Source organism: Enterobacter cloacae complex sp. P15RS (assembly GCF_014895905.1).
Lineage (GTDB): Bacteria > Pseudomonadota > Gammaproteobacteria > Enterobacterales > Enterobacteriaceae > Enterobacter > Enterobacter quasihormaechei.
Genome location: NZ_JADBQL010000024.1, coordinates 109,876 through 126,016, shown reverse-complemented (window position 1 = coordinate 126,016; position 16,141 = coordinate 109,876). Strand labels below are relative to the sequence as shown.

General features: G+C 56.4%; 14 protein-coding genes and 1 pseudogene. 10 read left to right on the top strand and 5 right to left on the bottom strand.

Annotated features, from left to right (window positions below; all coding sequences use genetic code 11):
* Positions 1-562: 562 nt before the first annotated feature.
* The 3 genes and pseudogenes from IM267_RS15370 to IM267_RS15365 form a co-directional block, all read right to left on the bottom strand.
* On the bottom strand, positions 563-919 hold the full coding sequence (locus IM267_RS15370) for an ASCH domain-containing protein (protein ID WP_226848120.1): 357 nt from the start codon (positions 917-919) through the stop codon (positions 563-565).
* Positions 920-1,137: 218 nt separating this feature from the next.
* A pseudogene (locus tag IM267_RS21315) lies at positions 1,138-1,251 on the bottom strand (N-acetyltransferase); the annotation flags it as partial.
* A gap of 93 nt (positions 1,252-1,344) precedes the next feature.
* Positions 1,345-1,947: an XRE family transcriptional regulator gene (locus IM267_RS15365; RefSeq protein WP_193033754.1), complete on the bottom strand. Its 603-nt coding sequence runs from the start codon at positions 1,945-1,947 to the stop codon at positions 1,345-1,347.
* 43 nt (positions 1,948-1,990) lie between these two features.
* Between IM267_RS15365 and IM267_RS15360 the strand changes: the two genes are divergently transcribed.
* The 5 genes from IM267_RS15360 to IM267_RS15340 all read left to right on the top strand — a co-directional run bounded on the left by IM267_RS15360 (position 1,991) and on the right by IM267_RS15340 (position 7,230).
* The gene (locus IM267_RS15360) at positions 1,991-2,686 is read left to right on the top strand and encodes a B3/4 domain-containing protein (RefSeq protein WP_102751226.1); all 696 of its coding nucleotides are present in this window, start codon (positions 1,991-1,993) and stop codon (positions 2,684-2,686) included.
* Between the two features lie 21 nt (positions 2,687-2,707).
* Positions 2,708-3,601 (top strand): dihydrodipicolinate synthase family protein, encoded by an 894-nt coding sequence (locus IM267_RS15355; protein ID WP_193033753.1) that lies wholly within the window; start codon positions 2,708-2,710, stop codon positions 3,599-3,601.
* A gap of 351 nt (positions 3,602-3,952) precedes the next feature.
* A complete protein-coding gene (locus IM267_RS15350) occupies positions 3,953-4,228 on the top strand; it encodes a metal/formaldehyde-sensitive transcriptional repressor (RefSeq protein WP_063451370.1) in 276 nt (91 codons plus the stop codon).
* Positions 4,229-4,260: 32 nt separating this feature from the next.
* Positions 4,261-5,379, top strand: a complete 1,119-nt coding sequence (locus tag IM267_RS15345) for an S-(hydroxymethyl)glutathione dehydrogenase/class III alcohol dehydrogenase (protein WP_063866753.1) — start codon at positions 4,261-4,263, stop codon at positions 5,377-5,379.
* 159 nt (positions 5,380-5,538) lie between these two features.
* On the top strand, positions 5,539-7,230 hold the full coding sequence (locus tag IM267_RS15340; RefSeq protein WP_193033752.1) for a methyl-accepting chemotaxis protein: 1,692 nt from the start codon (positions 5,539-5,541) through the stop codon (positions 7,228-7,230).
* Positions 7,231-7,271: 41 nt separating this feature from the next.
* Here the strand turns inward: IM267_RS15340 and IM267_RS15335 are convergent, their stop codons facing one another.
* Positions 7,272-8,195, bottom strand: a complete 924-nt coding sequence (locus IM267_RS15335; protein WP_107535324.1) for a LysR substrate-binding domain-containing protein — start codon at positions 8,193-8,195, stop codon at positions 7,272-7,274.
* Positions 8,196-8,422: 227 nt separating this feature from the next.
* On the opposite strand from IM267_RS15335, the gene IM267_RS15330 reads away from it, so the two are divergent.
* Together IM267_RS15330 and IM267_RS15325 are read left to right on the top strand one after the other, a co-directional pair.
* A complete protein-coding gene (locus IM267_RS15330; protein ID WP_193033751.1) occupies positions 8,423-9,766 on the top strand; it encodes a VOC family protein in 1,344 nt (447 codons plus the stop codon).
* 42 nt (positions 9,767-9,808) lie between these two features.
* Positions 9,809-11,314 (top strand): carboxylesterase/lipase family protein, encoded by a 1,506-nt coding sequence (locus IM267_RS15325; RefSeq protein WP_063451365.1) that lies wholly within the window; start codon positions 9,809-9,811, stop codon positions 11,312-11,314.
* Here IM267_RS15325 and IM267_RS15320 read toward each other — a convergent pair.
* The gene (locus IM267_RS15320) at positions 11,301-12,143 is read right to left on the bottom strand and encodes a LysR family transcriptional regulator (RefSeq protein WP_063866749.1); all 843 of its coding nucleotides are present in this window, start codon (positions 12,141-12,143) and stop codon (positions 11,301-11,303) included. The two genes, IM267_RS15325 and IM267_RS15320, sit on opposite strands and share 14 nt — an antisense overlap.
* A gap of 113 nt (positions 12,144-12,256) precedes the next feature.
* Here IM267_RS15320 and IM267_RS15315 point away from each other — a divergent pair, with 113 nt between their 5' ends.
* The 3 genes from IM267_RS15315 to IM267_RS15305 all read left to right on the top strand — a co-directional run bounded on the left by IM267_RS15315 (position 12,257) and on the right by IM267_RS15305 (position 16,095).
* Positions 12,257-13,435: a pyridoxal phosphate-dependent aminotransferase gene (locus IM267_RS15315; protein ID WP_193033750.1), complete on the top strand. Its 1,179-nt coding sequence runs from the start codon at positions 12,257-12,259 to the stop codon at positions 13,433-13,435.
* A gap of 1 nt (position 13,436) precedes the next feature.
* Positions 13,437-14,210, top strand: coding sequence for an ABC transporter substrate-binding protein (locus IM267_RS15310; RefSeq protein ID WP_107535328.1), 774 nt, complete (start codon positions 13,437-13,439; stop codon positions 14,208-14,210).
* Between the two features lie 229 nt (positions 14,211-14,439).
* On the top strand, positions 14,440-16,095 hold the full coding sequence (locus IM267_RS15305; protein ID WP_063866746.1) for a glucan biosynthesis protein D: 1,656 nt from the start codon (positions 14,440-14,442) through the stop codon (positions 16,093-16,095).
* The last annotated feature ends 46 nt before the right edge of the window (positions 16,096-16,141 follow it).

Below are 16,141 nucleotides of genomic sequence, written 5' to 3'. Positions count from 1 at the left end.
CTCTTTGCGCCAGCAGCAGGCATTGCTTTCCAGCGATCATTGTCCTAAAAGTTAATAACCCAATATAAGAAGGACGATTCTATGCTCCTTGAGAGACTGAAAAGCCTTGAATGTTCTCTTCATGGTAACAAGCGGAACGATCGGGAATGGCTTGAGCATATACTTCATGAGGAATTTTGAGAGATAACGCGATCCGGCAAGTTAGTTGATCGGCAAGAAACAATAGCGGCACTTACTACTGAATATAACAGGCCTGTGATTCACAGTAGCGAGTTTACACTTATTATTGTGAGAATTAATTTCGCAATATTGCATTACAGGACTTTTGATCCAGATGGCAGTAATGCCTCTCTTCGTTCTTCATGCTGGGAGATGGGCGGAAATGGCCAATGGCAGTTAGTATTCCATCAGGGAACTCCTGAGCCGAAAGACGTTTAGCTGCAAAATACAACGGCCGCTTCTCGCTCAAAGTAGACTTTCAGTCCGGCCAGAAGGTCTGATGAAGGCCAGAAGCAGACCTTCAGGAAAAAGGTAATAGATAAACATCAGCAATTTTTTCCGATTACAGCACTTCTACCACTTCGAATTCTTCTGCGATCAATTCCATATCTTCAGAAAAATGACCTTCACAGTTGAAAAATCGCTGATGCTCTTTCTGCCAGTATTCAAGACTTAAATCGCCTTCACCTTCTTTGCGCGCGAACTCCTCATTTACATCGCAAAAACGCACAAGTTGCAGCGAAACCAACCGGATCACGCATACCGGGACATGCTGACCATCAAGAATAATGTTATAGCTGCCAATCCTCGGAGCAGACCCATCCTGCTTGTAAGAGGCATAAGATCCACAAGAGGCTGTTTTTATTCCTTTCTTAATCAGGTCCGCAAGCTTGCTTGCCAGTTCTGGACTGTCACCCATTTGCCAGACCCCTGCGCCTGGATACTTAATTTCTATTTCCTTAACCACTCATACTCCTGCCTAACCGTTGATAAAAAACGTAATAACGGTTTTAGCATGGATTACATGAACATTAAAAGTGATACGTTAGTTCAGAAAATGTGGTCCGCTTCTCGTTTAAAGCAGACCTTCAGTCCGGACAGATGGTCTGCTGAATGTCAGGATCGGACGTCGAAATGTTCATTCAGCCAACAGGCAGGACCCCTTTTCTGATAATCATTTAGCACGTAGACGTCACACAAATAACGAAAAATGGCATAGTCTGTGACCAGACGGGCGAAGCCTATTTGTTTTTAGTAAAAACCAGATGGTGATTTTTCACCGAATTTTTTCCTTCTGGGCTACTTATGATGAGCCGCAGTGCTGTCCTCTGTATCGGGGAATGCTCAGGATGCTTTCTCATGCACTGTCATGATGAATACCAATGATTCCTTCTCCCGGTTTTCATAAAAATGAGGAACGTCCGTTCTGGCGGTTGCCGAACAGCCAGTTTTTACCCGATACACGTGATCCTGTACGCCGAGTGTGAGCGTGCCTGACTGAACATAAAACAGTTCTAACGTTCCTTCCGTGTGGCCCGGTGATGCAAACTTTTCTCCCGGCTGCATTTCCCACATCCAGAGCTCGGTCATATCAGGGCCACCCGATCCTGCTAGCAATCTTGCTCTCCCGCCTTTTTCACCTTTCCACAATTCAGGGATCTCATCTTCAGCAATGAGATGCACGGTCGGTTTGGCACTGACATCCACAAAATCAGCCACCGAAACCCCCATCGCGGCAGCCAGGCGACATAACAGGGCAATGCTGGGATTTGCCCGACATCCCTCTATCTCAACCAACGCTCCCTTACTTACACCCGCCTGACGCGAGAGTTCATCCAGGGATATTTTCTTGTGCTTACGATATAGTTTAATTCGCTGCGATACGGCTTCGTTGACGGAGCTGGCGATCGAACTCGCGTCGGTCATTAAATTGACTTTTTTGGTCATTGGTCATTATTATGGAATAAATTGGTCATTACAGGATTATCACGTGTTAACCGTATCTCCGTCAATTGCCCCTGAAATTTACCGTATTGCTCCCGGTTTTCGGGCGCTCAGTATCTGCGTAGAAGCTGCGCCAGTGCTTAATCCCGGCACTGGAGAAACGGCGCTACGAGGCGCCTGTGAGGCGGTTCTGGCCGGTGAGCCTGAATGGGCGGAATCTCATTTGGCCGCATGGGCCGACGTTTTTCAAAAATTCGGTGCGAAACCTAAACGCACCCCTTGCTCAGCTGATGCGTTACGTAGACGCGTATTGCGTGACGGAACGATGCCTGCGCTAGATCCTATCGTGGATCTTTATAATGCCGTAAGTCTCCGCTATGCCGTTCCGGTTGGTGGAGAGAATCTCTCTGCCTATCAGGGGGCGCCGCGTCTGACTGTGGCAAAAGGAACAGAGCCTTTTGATACCGTTAAAGAAGGAGAGACCTTCGTTGAACATGCTTCACAAGGCGAGGTTATCTGGTGCGATGATATCGGCGTGACCTGCCGTCGCTGGAACTGGCGACAGGGGATCAGAACCCGCTTAGGCGTGGAAGCGCAGCATATGTGGTTCATTCTGGAGAGTCTCCCGCAGATGCCGCTGGAGACGCTTTACGAAGCCGGAAAAATGCTGACCGACGGCCTGGAAAAAATGATGCCCGGTTTGTGGTTCGACGTTGCTCTCATCCAGGAACAACACCAGTAATATCATTCAGGAACAACATGTATGTTTAACGGCTTGTCGGCATTTCCATTAACCCCAGTCACCGACGGCGGCGTGGATGAAAAGGGTTTCAGCCATATTCTTTCCCGTCTTACTGACGCCCGGGTTGATTCTATGGGCGTCCTGGGTTCAACCGGAAGCTACGCCTACCTGACCCGGGAGCAGCGCAAGCGCGTAGCAGCGCTGGCAAAACAGCATGCGGGGAACATCCCCGTGATGGTGTGTGTGGGAGCGGTCAGTACCGATGACATTCTGCATCTGGCAGATGATGCACAGGCGGCTGGCGCTAATGCACTATTACTTCCGGCGGTCAGCTACCAGCCACTCCGTGACGAAGAAGTGTTCTCACTCTTTGAGACCGTTACCCGGCACGTGTCTGTACCGGTGTGTATCTATGATAACCCGGGCACGACGCATTTTACCTTTACGGATAAACTCCACGGTCGTCTCTCATCACTTGAGGGGGTTCGCTCGGTCAAGATCCCTGGCGTACCGGATAGCCCCGATGCAGCGACTGAGCGGGTAAAGGCGTTACGTCAACATCTGCGCCCTGGCGTAACAATCGGTATCAGTGGCGACGCTTATGCGGGACTGGGACTTAACGCCGGTTGTGAAGTGTGGTATTCGGTGTGTGGCGGTCTTTTCCCTGAGATAGCGAAACAAATCACTGAAGCCGCGGCGGCCAACGATCGTCAACGCGTTACGGCCCTGACAACCCGCCTTGAGCCGTTGTGGTCGCTGTTTCGTGAACATGGCGGCAGTATTCGCGTTATTGCCGCTGCTGCTGGCGTGCTTGGGCTTACCGACATAGATTGCCTGCCTCGACCTTTGCAGCCGTTGTCAGCTGCCGCCATCGCGGATATTGCCCATGTGATAAGCACGCTGGAACTGAAGTGATCTCTCCGCAGGACGGGTAGTCTACCGGTCCTTTTGCAAAAACCTCTTCATGTCCGCTTCTCACTCAAAGCGGACATGATAGCTCGAATCTCTTCAGCTTATTTTCCGTCTACGTCCTGGCGCATCCGCTCGCGTGAAATGATGACGCCGCTCATGGAAATTGCAAAATGGCGCTAATGAAGCTGGAAAGAGCAAGGTAAAAGAATGATTTTTGGGGCAGGTAAAAGTCCCTTTATGTCCGAGATTATCTTATTACTTTTCCGCTCACGGCTTGCTACCCTCACAAAACTTCATGTTTACATTAACTTTCCATAGTGGATACAATACCCCCCTATAGTATCAGGAGGGCGTATGCCGCATTCACCCGAAGATAAAAAACGTATTCTGACCCGCGTCCGCCGCATTCGAGGCCAGGTTGATGCCCTTGAGCGCGCGCTGGAGTCGGGCGAGCCCTGTCTCGCCATTTTGCAGCAAATCGCCGCCGTACGCGGTGCTGCCAATGGCCTGATGGGGGAGATGGTCGAAATTCACCTCAAAGATGAGCTGGTGACGGGGGAGACCACCCCGGACCAGCGGGCAGTACGGATGGCGGAAGTCGGCCATTTGCTGCGCTCTTATCTAAAATAAACCCACACACCTCACAACAAGGGAAAGACATCATGAAATCTCGCGCAGCCGTCGCGTTCGGCCCAGGCCAGCCGCTGAAAATCGTTGAAATTGATGTTGCTCCGCCGAAGAAAGGCGAAGTGCTGATCAAAATTACCCACACCGGCGTCTGCCATACCGACGCGTTTACCCTGTCCGGTGACGACCCGGAAGGCGTATTCCCGGCGGTGCTTGGCCACGAAGGGGGCGGTGTGGTGGTGGAAGTGGGTGAAGGCGTCACCAGCCTGAAGCCCGGCGACCACGTGATCCCGCTGTACACCGCAGAGTGCGGCGAGTGTAAGTTCTGCAAGTCCGGCAAAACCAACCTCTGTCAGGCCGTACGCGCCACGCAGGGCAAGGGACTTATGCCGGACGGCACCACCCGTTTCTCCTACAACGGTGAGCCTGTTTATCACTACATGGGTACCAGCACATTCAGCGAATACACGGTGTGCGCCGAGATCTCGCTGGCGAAAGTTAACCCGCAGGCCCCGCTGGATAAAGTCTGTCTGCTCGGCTGCGGCGTAACGACCGGTATCGGTGCGGTGCATAACACGGCGAAAGTGAAAGAGGGCGACACCGTGGCGGTGTTCGGCCTGGGCGGGATCGGCCTGGCGGTCATCCAGGGCGCGGTACAGGCAAAAGCCGGTCGTATTATTGCTGTGGATACCAACCCGGAGAAATTCACGCTCGCAGGTGAAATGGGGGCGACCGATTTCATCAATCCGAAAGACTACGATAAGCCGGTTCAGGACGTGATCGTTGAGCTGACCGACGGCGGCGTGGACTTCAGTTTCGAATGTATCGGCAACGTCAACGTGATGCGCTCAGCGCTGGAGTGCTGCCATAAGGGCTGGGGCGAAAGCATTATTATCGGTGTGGCCGGCGCGGGTCAGGAGATCAAAACCCGTCCGTTCCAGCTGGTGACGGGGCGAGTATGGCGTGGTTCGGCATTTGGCGGCGTGAAGGGCCGTACTCAGCTGCCTGGCATGGTAGAAGATGCGATGGTCGGCAAAATTCAACTCGACCCGTTCATTACGCACCGACTGCCGCTGGATCAGATCAACGAAGCCTTTGATCTGATGCACGAAGGAAAATCCATTCGTACCGTTATCCATTTCGGCGACAACTGATTATTCTGCCAGCGGTTTTTGCCGCTGGCATTTCTTCCCCAATCTTTTCTAAAGTGTGACCTGTCTGGCGCTTTTAGGCGTAATTTTATCCCCGTCCGTGCCGATGACTCTTTTACAGGCGTGTTTTTACGCATCTTACCTATAAGAGAGTCGACGGTCATGGACAACACAACATCGATGCAGACGCAGCATAAGCTTGGTTTCTTGCATCACATCCGGCTGGTTCCGCTGTTTTCCTCCATTCTCGGTGGCATTATTCTCCTGTTTGCATTGAGCTCGGGTCTGGCAGGGTATTTCCTGCTCCAGGCCGATAACGATCAGCAGGATGTCACGGCGGAAATCCAGGTGCGCACCGGGCTGTCAAACAGTTCGAACCATTTACGCACGGCCCGTATCAACATGATCCACGCGGGGGCCGCGAGCCGTATTGCCGAAATGGAGGCGATGAAGCAAAACATCGCTGAGGCCGAAACCCGCCTCAAACAGTCGCAGGATGGATTTGCTTCCTATATGAAGCGCTCCGTTCGCACCCCGGCTGATGAAGCGCTGGATGGCGATCTGAAAGCCCGCTACGACGCCTACATTGCCGGCATGCAGCCGATGCTGAAATATGCCAAAAACGGCATGTTTGAAGCCATAATCAACCACGAAAATGAGACCGCGCGTCCGCTGGACGATGCCTATAACGCAGTGCTGCTGAAGGCGATTAAAATCCGCACCGAACGCGCGAACGCGCTAACGGCGCAGGCTCACACCCGCACCCGGCTGGGGCTGATATTTATGTTCGGCGCTTTCGGCCTGGCGCTGGCGCTGGCCGTCATCACCTTCGTGGTGCTGCGCCGCACGGTGATTAGCCCGCTCCAGCGCGCCGCAGCGCGTATCGAAAATATCGCAAAAGGTGATTTGACCCTGCCGGACGAACCGACCGGGCGCAGCGAAATTGGCCGCCTGACGCGCGATCTGCAAACGATGCAGCACGCGCTGGTTACCACCGTGGGCACCGTGCGGCAGGGAGCGGAGGAGATCTACCGGGGAACCAGCGAGATTTCTGTGGGTAACACCGATCTTTCATCCCGTACCGAGCAGCAGGCGGCGGCCATTGAACAGACGGCGGCCAGCATGGAGCAGCTCACCGCAACGGTGAAACAGAACGCCGATAACGCGCATCATGCCAGTAAGCTGGCGGAAGATGCCTCCGGTAAGGCCAGCCGCGGGGGACAAATGGTCTCCGGCGTGGTGAAAACCATGGGTAATATTTCCACCAGCTCGAAGAAGATCTCTGAAATTACCGCCGTGATTAACAGCATCGCGTTCCAGACCAATATTCTGGCGCTCAACGCGGCGGTCGAGGCGGCGCGTGCAGGTGAACAGGGGCGCGGCTTTGCGGTAGTGGCGAGCGAAGTCCGCACGCTGGCAAGCCGCAGCGCGAACGCGGCAAAAGAGATTGAAAGCCTGATTAATGAATCGGTGTCGCTTATCGATCAGGGCTCCGGGGAAGTGGTTGCGGCGGGCAATACCATGAATGAGATCGTCGAGGCGGTGAAACGCGTCACCGATATCATGCTCGAAATTGCGGCGGCGTCCGATGAGCAGAGCCGCGGTATTGTTCAGGTGAGCCAGGCGATTTCCGAGATGGATAAAGTGACGCAGCAGAATGCCTCGCTGGTGGAAGAAGCCTCGGCGGCGGCGGCCTCGCTGGAAGAGCAGGGCGCACGTCTGACGCAAGCCGTTGGTGCGTTTCGTCTCAACGGGACGCGCGCAGGACGGGCCACCGCGGCTGCATCCGCAGTCAAGCCCGCGCCCTTAACTCCGGCGGCGGCCGTTTCAGGTGATCACTGGGAAACGTTCTGAATAAAACAGACCCGCCCTCGCGGCGGGTCCTGCGTTTACGGTCAGAGAGGCATTGATTTACGAATGGCGCTGAGCAGCGCCTGGGCGCCTTCAGAGAGCGGAGCATCTATCCGCGTAAGTATCCCAATCGGTTCACCCGCCCCGGGCGATGTGACCGGCAGCGCCGTGAGCACGCCGCGTCGCAGATCGTCCTTCACCGCGCCGGACGGCACAAACCACACGTAGTCATAATCCACCGTCAGCTGGCGCGAAAGCGACGCAGAAAGCGTTTCAATACATCCTGACGGCAGCGTGCAGCCCTGCATTTGCAGCAATGCTTCCGCATTCTGACGGGGAACGGTTCCTTTCGGTGAAACCACCACCGGCCACTCCATTACGCGGCTCAGGGTGACGGTATCCTGCAACAGGGGATGATTCGGACGCACCACCAGCTTCAGTGATTCCAGGAACAACAGTTCGTAATTAAGACCGCTCATCAGTTCCGGATCGGACATTCGACCAATGCCCAGATCCAGCTCCCCTGACTTCAGGCCCGCCAGCAGCATGGTGTTGTTCATGGTCGCGACCTGAAGCGTGGCGTGCTTTTGCTGGCGGTGGAACTGGCCGATCGCCGCAGGCAGTATACCCAGCGCCGCCGTCGGCAGCGCGCCCACGCGCACGATATCGCTGGCCGGCTCCTCTTTACGATTTAACGCCTGACCAGCGGTATTAAGCGCATCAAGAACTTTAACGGCGTGCGTCAGGAACTGTTCACCCACCAGGGTAAGCTGAGCGCCCAGACGGCCGCGATCGAACAGGCGCGTTCCGGTAAGCTGTTCCAGTTCGTTCAGCGTTTTGGAGAGTGCAGGCTGACTGAGGTTAAGGGTTTCAGCCGCTCGCCCCAGCGTTCCCTGTTGAGCGACGGCCACAAAAGTATGCAAATGGCGCAAGCGTATGCGCTGACTGAACAGACCATTTTTTTCCATAGGCGATGTTAAAAACAGAGCGACGCGGGTGACAAGTTAAGATGTTTGAATTTGATAACCTGATAGCAAAATATTTTTAACATTTGATCTGTTTGAGTTACAACTATTTTTCGAAAACGTCCACGCCTTGACCACTCGTCTGCCTGGATCACAATTTCTAAATTCTTCCCAACGAAAGGAACGGGCTTCTCTACACTCCAGGTAGTATTCACTGGAGGCATGACATCATGGCGAACACCATCACGGCTGATGATATTCGGGAACACTTTTCGCAGGCTATGTCGGCGATGTACCAGCAGGAAGTTCCGCAGTACGGCACCTTGCTGGAACTGGTGGCGGACGTTAACCTGGCGGTTCTGGAAAATAACCCCCTTTTACACGAACAACTGGCAAACGCAGACGAACTGGCGCGCCTGAATGTTGAACGTCACGGTGCGATCCGCGTTGGCACCGCGCAGGAGCTTTCCACCCTGCGCCGGATCTTCGCCATTATGGGCATGCATCCGGTCAGCTATTACGATCTCTCCCAGGCGGGCGTGCCCGTCCACTCGACGGCGTTTCGTCCCACGGACGATGCGGCGCTCTGCCGTAATCCGTTTCGCATTTTTACCTCCCTGCTGCGCCTGGAGCTGATTGAAAACGTTGCGCTGCGCGAAAAGGCGGCGGAGATCCTCTCCCGACGCAATATCTTTACGCCGCGCTGCCTTGAACTGATCGACCTGCATGATGCGCAGGGGCACTTTACCGGGGCGCAGGCGCGTGAATTTGTGCAGGAAGCCTTAGAAACCTTCCGCTGGCATCGCCATGCGACGGTGGATCGGGAAACCTATCTGGCGCTGAGCAACGAACATCGCCTGATCGCCGACGTGGTCTGTTTCCCGGGGTGCCATATTAACCATCTTACGCCGCGCACGCTGGATATCGACCGGGTGCAGGAGCTGATGCCGAAGTACGGCATTGAGCCTAAAATCCTGATTGAAGGCCCACCGCGTCGCGAGGTGCCGATCCTCCTGCGCCAGACCAGCTTCAAGGCGCTGGAAGAGCCGGTGCTTTTCGCGGGAGAAGACCAGGGCACCCATACCGCGCGTTTCGGTGAAATTGAGCAGCGCGGCGTGGCGCTTACGCCAAAAGGACGCGAGCTGTACGACAGCCTGCTAAACCAGGCCGGGACCGGCAAAGACAACCTGACCCACCAGCTTCATCTGCGCGAGATCTTCAGCGCCTTCCCGGATAGCGAAATGTTTCTGCGTCGTCAGGAGTTGGCCTATTTCCGCTACCGTCTGACCCCGACGGGAGAGGCGCATCGCCACGCGTTTCGTCCGGGCGACGATCCGCAGCCGCTGATCGAGCGCGGCTGGGTTGTGGCGCAGCCGATCACCTATGAAGATTTTCTGCCCGTCAGCGCGGCGGGGATATTCCAGTCAAATCTCGGCAATGAAACGCAGGCGCGCAGCCACGGCAATGCCAGCCGCCAGGCCTTTGAAGCCGCGCTCGGCTGTGCGGTACACGACGAGTTTTCCCTTTACCACGAGGCGGAAGTGCGCAGCAAACAGCGTTGCGGTTTGCTCTGAAACCGTTACTCTGCTGGGGTGTGATGGAAAAAGAAGGTTGTTATGGAAAATCCCTCCGCCCCTGTGGTTGAAACGCGCCAGGGCGCACTGATTGGTTTTACTGAAGACGATACGCACGTGTGGTGCGGCATTCCCTATGCGGCCCCGCCGGTTGGCTCCCTGCGCTGGCGCTCCCCGCGTCCTCCCGCGCGCTGGGACGGCGTGCGCCCGGCGACGGCGTTCTCTGCCTCCAGCTGGCAGAGCGGCGAAAGCTGCCAGGAGCTGGGCGGCGGCGATCCCGGTCAGTTCTCTGAAGATTGCCTGTACCTTAACGTCTGGTCGCCGATCGCGCGCGCCGCGCCGCTTCCGGTGATGGTCTGGCTGCACGGCGGGGGATTTACCCTCGGTGCTGGCGGTCTGCCTCCGTATAACGGCAGGGCGCTGGCGAAGCGCGGCGCGGTGGTGGTGACGATAAATTACCGTCTTGGGCACCTCGGTTTTTTTGCCCATCCGGCGCTGGAGGGTGAAGAAGAGCGCGTAGTGCATAACTTTGCGTTGCTCGATCAAATCCAGGCCCTGGAATGGGTGCGCGATAATATTGCCGCGTTCGGCGGCGATCCCGATAACGTCACGGTATTTGGCGAGTCGGCCGGCGCGCGCAGCGTACTCTCGCTGATGGCGTCCCCGCTTGCGGGAGGGCTGTTCCATAAAGCCATTGTGCAAAGCGGGTACACGCTGCCGGACACCCCGCGCGAGCAGGCCATGCGTAAAGGCGAAGCGATTGCCGCGCATTTCGGCCTGGAAAATGCCACCGCAGAACAGCTTCGCGCGATCCCGCCGGAGGCGTTCTGGCCGCTGACCTCGCCGCTGAATATCGCGCCTGCGCCCATCGTGGGCGACTGCGTTTTGCCTGAAGCCATGCTCGACGTCTTCTTCGCGGCCCGTCAACATCCTGTGCCGGTGATGATTGGGTCGAACAGCGACGAAGCCAGCGTGATGTCGGTGTTCGGCGTCGATCTGGCCGGGCAGATCCAGAAGCTCCGCCGCGAGCGGCGCTTTGGTCTGGGGCTGATCAAGCTGCTTTATCCGGGCGTGAAGGGCGATGAGGAGCTCGGCAGGCAGGTGTGCCGCGACATGGCGTTTACCACCATGGGCTACGTGGTGATGCAGGCGCAGCAGCGAGCGGGTGGCCTGTGCTGGCGATACTGGTTTGATTATGTGGCCGAAGCCGAGCACGCGACGTACATCAACGGCGCATGGCACGGCAACGAAGTGCCTTACGTGTTCGATACCCTCGGGCAGGTCGAGCCCTCGCGACAGTACGTGAACGAACGCGATCTGACCTTCGCGGCTCGGGTGGCGGACTACTGGGTGAGCTTCGCTCGTGACGCGGGGAAACGTGACAGCCTGCCGGGGCCGACGCGCTGGCCCGCCTGCCGGAAAGGGCGGGACGTGCTGTTACGCATCGGTGTGAATAAACATGCAGGTTTTCGGCTTGAAAACCGCTTCATGCGTGCCCGTATGAGCCTCTTTAAACGGGTGATGAAACACCACGTCAGCCTCGACTGAGCAGACAGGCGCGAAACGCATCCAGCCCGTTCTCCGGGCCGGGTGCGTCGCGGAATACCAGCCGGTAGCTCGCCCCGGTTCTTATGCTCGTATCGTAAGGCCGCATCAGGCGTCCGGCGCGCACGTCCTCCTCCACCAGCGTTTCATCCGCTATGGCGATGCCCAACCCCTGAATAGCGGCGGTAATAGCCAAATCCATCGTTTCGAAGTGTTGATTTTTGAGCATAGCTGGCGTCGGGCGCGGCTGTTTCGCCAGCCACAGCGTCCAGTCCGTTTTGTCCCGCGTCGGGTGCAGGAAAGTGAGTGTTTCCAGCGCAGAACCGGCCCGCAGCGGGCTCATTACCGGCGTTAAGGCCTCTTCGAACAGCAGATCGCCGGCGCTCATGTGCGTCCCGAATACAATCGCCGCATCATAGGATTCGGTTTTGAAATTGACGTTATGATCGGTGGTGGTGGTCAGTGCAATTTGCAGATCCGGCTGTTCACGCTCCACCTGTAGCAGCCGCGGCACCAGCCAGCGCATCGCACAGGTTGGCGCTTTCAGGCGGATGACGGTCTGGTGCGTCCGCGCCTGCTCGGCAACGTTCAGCAGATGCTCAAACGCAGATTGTAGCTCCGGCAGCAGGGCGCTTCCCTGTGATGAGAGACGCAGGCCGCGCGCGTGGCGTTCGAACAGCGGGAAGCCGAACCAGCTTTCCAGCGCGGCGATTTTACGGCTTACCGCCCCCTGCGTCAGACAAAGCTCCTTTGCGGCATGGGTCAGATTCAGGTGACGCGCGGTCACTAAAAAAGTCTCTACGGCATTAAGCGGAAATGAACGACGCGACATATCTCACCTTAGCTATGCGTTTTTGTCATGGCTATTATGACAACAATTCGATTGTCCCGACAGCGAAGTTGTTGTTTGAATAGTTATGCATTCACCATGAGAAGGGACAGAGGATGACTTTGAAAACGCCGGTGCAGACACGCTCCAAATTGCCGGATGTGGGAACCACCATTTTTACCGTTATCGGCCAGCTTTCTGCCCAGCATAACGCGATCAACCTTTCTCAGGGTGCGCCGAATTTTTCCTGCGACCCAAAACTGATTTCCGGCGTGACCCGCGCCATGGAGGCAGGGCATAACCAGTACGCGTCCATGACCGGGCTACAGCCGCTTAAGGCGCGCATCGCGGACAAAATTGCCACACTCTACGGCACGCACTATGACCCGGCCGGTGAGGTGCTGGTGACCGCCAGCGCCAGCGAAGGGCTTTACTCGGCCATCAGCGGGCTGGTTCATCCTGGCGATGAGGTGATCTATTTCGAACCCTCCTTTGACAGCTATGCGCCAATTGTCCGTCTGCAAGGGGCGACGCCGATCGCCATTAAGCTGACGGTACCGGATTTTGCCGTAAACTGGGACGACGTGCGGGCGGCCATCACCCCGCGCACGCGGATGATCATCGTTAATACGCCGCACAACCCGAGCGGACAGGTATTTTCGGCCGCCGATCTGCACCAGCTGGCGGCGCTGACGCGCCACACCGACATCATCATTTTGTCTGACGAAGTGTATGAGCACGTCGTTTTTGACGGCGAGCCACACCACGGGATGGCGACGCACCCGCAGCTGGCGGAGCGCAGCGTGATAATTTCTTCCTTCGGAAAAACCTATCACGTGACCGGCTGGCGCGTGGGTTATTGTGTGGCACCCGCGGAGCTGATGGATGAGATATGTAAGGTCCATCAATTTTTAATGTTCTCTGCCGATACGCCAATGCAGTACGCGTTTGCAGAACATATGGCCGATCCGCAAACCTGGCTGTCGCTGGCGGCGTTTTATCAGCGCAAGCGCGATCTGCTGCAAAGCCTGCTGGCCGACTCGCCGTTTACGCTGCTGCCGAGCAAAGGATCGTTTTTCCTGCTGGCTGATTACAGCGGCTTCAGCGACGAGCGCGACAGCGAGATGGTGAAAAGGCTGATTGTCGAGTGCGGGGTTGCCACTATTCCGCTGTCTGCGTTTTATGCTGATGGCACGGACAATAAACTGATTCGTCTCTCTTTTGCGAAAGATGAGGCGACGTTACGGGCAGGTTCCCAGGCCCTGTGTCGGATCACACCACGTTCAGGAGTTTAAGATGAAATTACGCGCGTTAGTTGTCGGCATGGGGCTGCTGTGTTCATTTTCGTCAATCGCCGCCACCGAGTTGCGATACGGTCTGGAGGCGGAATATCCGCCGTTTGAAAGCCGCAATGCGTCAGGGGAGCTGGAGGGCTTTGACGTAGAGCTGGGAAATGCCATCTGCAAAGCCGCCGCGCTGAAGTGCAGCTGGGTGGAAACCTCGTTTGATGCGCTGATCCCCGGTCTGGTGGCGAAAAAGTTCGACGCGATTAACTCGGCGATGAACATCACCGAGCAGCGTCGCAAGAGCATTGACTTTACTCAGCCCATCTATCGCATTCCCTCCCAGCTGGTGGGCAAAGCCGGCTCTGCGGTAGAGGCCACGCCGGAAGGGCTGAAGGGCAAAACCATCGGCGTTCTCCAGGGTTCGATTCAGGAAACCTACGCCAAAGAGCACTGGGAAAAGCACGGTGTCACCGTGGTGTCTTATAAAGATCAGAATATGGCGTGGGGAGACTTGCTGAATGGCCGCATCGACGCCTCGCTGGTGATGTCAGCGGCCGGGCAGGCGGGTTTCCTCAGCAAGCCGCAGGGTAAAGGGTTTGGCTTTATCGGCAAACCGGTGTCAGACGACACGATCCTCGGCAGTGGTATCGGCTTTGGGCTGCGGAAGGGGGATGAGGCCACCAAGAAGCAGCTTGATGCCGCCATTGATAAAGTACGTGCCGATGGCACGATCGCTAAACTGGCTGATAAGTACTTCCCGGGTATCGATGTCAGCGTAAAATAACCGCCTCGTTGGTCCCGGCTGTCGATGTCCAGCCGGGACATTTTATACATAACTTTACCCCTTTTTCAGGCCGTTCTGGTCGACAGAAAATATTTCCTGGTTTGTTCAGATAATCACCCGCCAACAATTGGATTCTTAACCGTTTTTGTTTAGGCTGTGCGTTCTTTCTTGCCGTCATTTCGCTGCGCGCGAAACTCATTCACACGACCATAAGGACGTTTTCTCAGGCATGAATCGCAGACGTTTTCTCAAAGGTTCCCTGGCAATGGCTGCCCTGAGCGGCACTTCAGGCCTTGCTTCTCTGTTTTCCCAGGCGGCGTATGCTGCTGATTCCGATATTGCCGACGGTCAGAGCCGCCGCTTTGACTTTTCCGTTCTGCAATCCATGGCGCACGATCTGGCGAAAACCCCGTGGGGCGGCGCGCCGCGTCCGCTGCCGGAAACGCTGGCCACCATGACGCCGCAGGCGTACAACGCCATTCGTTACGATGAGAAGCAGTCGCTGTGGAATAACATTGAAGGTCGTCAGCTGGACGCCCAGTTCTTCCATATGGGGATGGGGTTCCGCCGCCGCGTGCGCATGTTCTCGCTGGATCAAACCACCTCTCAGGCGCGCGAGATCCACTTCCGACCTGAGCTGTTCAGCTACGGCGATACGGGCGTGGATACCCGCCAGCTGGAAGGGCAGAGCGACCTCGGGTTTGCCGGATTCCGCGTGTTTAAAGCCCCCGAGCTGGCGCGACGCGATATCGTTTCGTTCCTGGGCGCGAGCTACTTCCGCGCGGTGGATGATACCTACCAGTACGGCCTTTCCGCGCGTGGCCTGGCGGTGGATACCTTTACCGACACCCCGGAAGAGTTCCCGGACTTCACCTCCTTCTGGTTTGAAACCGTTAAGCCGGGTGATACCACCTTTACCGTCTATGCGCTGCTGGACAGCCCGAGCATTACCGGTGCCTATAAGTTCGTGATCCATTGCGAGAAGAGCCAGGTGATCATGGACGTCGAAAACCACCTCTACGCGCGCAAAGCGATCAAGCAGCTCGGCATCGCGCCGATGACCAGCATGTTTAGCTGCGGCAACAACGAGCGCCGCATGTGCGACACCATTCATCCGCAGATCCACGACTCAGACCGTCTGGCGATGTGGCGCGGCAACGGGGAGTGGATCTGCCGACCGCTGAACAACCCGCAAAAGCTGCAATTTAACGCGTTTCAGGATAAGAACCCGAAAGGTTTTGGTTTGTTGCAGCTTGACCGTGATTTCTCCCATTATCAGGACGTCATGGGCTGGTATAACAAGCGACCAAGCCTGTGGGTCGAGCCGCGCAATAACTGGGGCAAAGGCTCCATTGCCCTGATGGAGATCCCGACAACCGGCGAGACGCTCGATAACGTGGTCTGCTTCTGGCAGCCGGAGAAGCCGGTGCAGGCGGGCGACGAACTGGACTTCAAATACCGTCTTTACTGGAGCGCGCAGCCACCGGTGCGTTCGCCGCTGGCAAACGTCTACGCGACCCGTACCGGTATGGGCGGTTTCCCGGAGGGCTGGGCGCCGGGCGAAAATTACCCGAAAGTGTGGGCCCGTCGCTTTGCCATTGACTTCGTCGGGGGCGATTTGAAGGCCGCCGCACCGAAGGGCATTGAGCCGGTGATCACGCTGTCCAGCGGTGAAGCGAAGCAGGTGGAGATCCTCTACGTCGAGCCGTTCGACGGGTATCGCATCTTGTTTGACTGGTATCCAACCTCTGACTCTACCGAGCCGGTCGATATGCGCCTGTTCCTGCGCTGTCAGGGCGACGCCATCAGCGAGACCTGGCTGTATCAATACTTCCCGCCAGCGCCGGACAAACGTAACTATGTTGACGACCGGATTATGCGCTAGTCATTTTGGGATTGTGCCGGGTAAGCGTTAGCGCCACCCGGCAATT

Coding starts and splice junctions, on each gene's coding strand:
- IM267_RS15370 (WP_226848120.1), bottom strand. CDS start 919: ATGGGTGACAGTCCAGAACTGGCAAGCAAGCTTGCGGACCTGATTAAG.
- IM267_RS15365 (WP_193033754.1), bottom strand. CDS start 1,947: ATGACCAAAAAAGTCAATTTAATGACCGACGCGAGTTCGATCGCCAGC.
- IM267_RS15355 (WP_193033753.1), top strand. CDS start 2,708: ATGTTTAACGGCTTGTCGGCATTTCCATTAACCCCAGTCACCGACGGC.
- IM267_RS15350 (WP_063451370.1), top strand. CDS start 3,953: ATGCCGCATTCACCCGAAGATAAAAAACGTATTCTGACCCGCGTCCGC.
- IM267_RS15345 (WP_063866753.1), top strand. CDS start 4,261: ATGAAATCTCGCGCAGCCGTCGCGTTCGGCCCAGGCCAGCCGCTGAAA.
- IM267_RS15340 (WP_193033752.1), top strand. CDS start 5,539: ATGGACAACACAACATCGATGCAGACGCAGCATAAGCTTGGTTTCTTG.
- IM267_RS15335 (WP_107535324.1), bottom strand. CDS start 8,195: ATGGAAAAAAATGGTCTGTTCAGTCAGCGCATACGCTTGCGCCATTTG.
- IM267_RS15330 (WP_193033751.1), top strand. CDS start 8,423: ATGGCGAACACCATCACGGCTGATGATATTCGGGAACACTTTTCGCAG.
- IM267_RS15325 (WP_063451365.1), top strand. CDS start 9,809: ATGGAAAATCCCTCCGCCCCTGTGGTTGAAACGCGCCAGGGCGCACTG.
- IM267_RS15320 (WP_063866749.1), bottom strand. CDS start 12,143: ATGTCGCGTCGTTCATTTCCGCTTAATGCCGTAGAGACTTTTTTAGTG.
- IM267_RS15315 (WP_193033750.1), top strand. CDS start 12,257: ATGACTTTGAAAACGCCGGTGCAGACACGCTCCAAATTGCCGGATGTG.
- IM267_RS15310 (WP_107535328.1), top strand. CDS start 13,437: ATGAAATTACGCGCGTTAGTTGTCGGCATGGGGCTGCTGTGTTCATTT.
- IM267_RS15305 (WP_063866746.1), top strand. CDS start 14,440: ATGAATCGCAGACGTTTTCTCAAAGGTTCCCTGGCAATGGCTGCCCTG.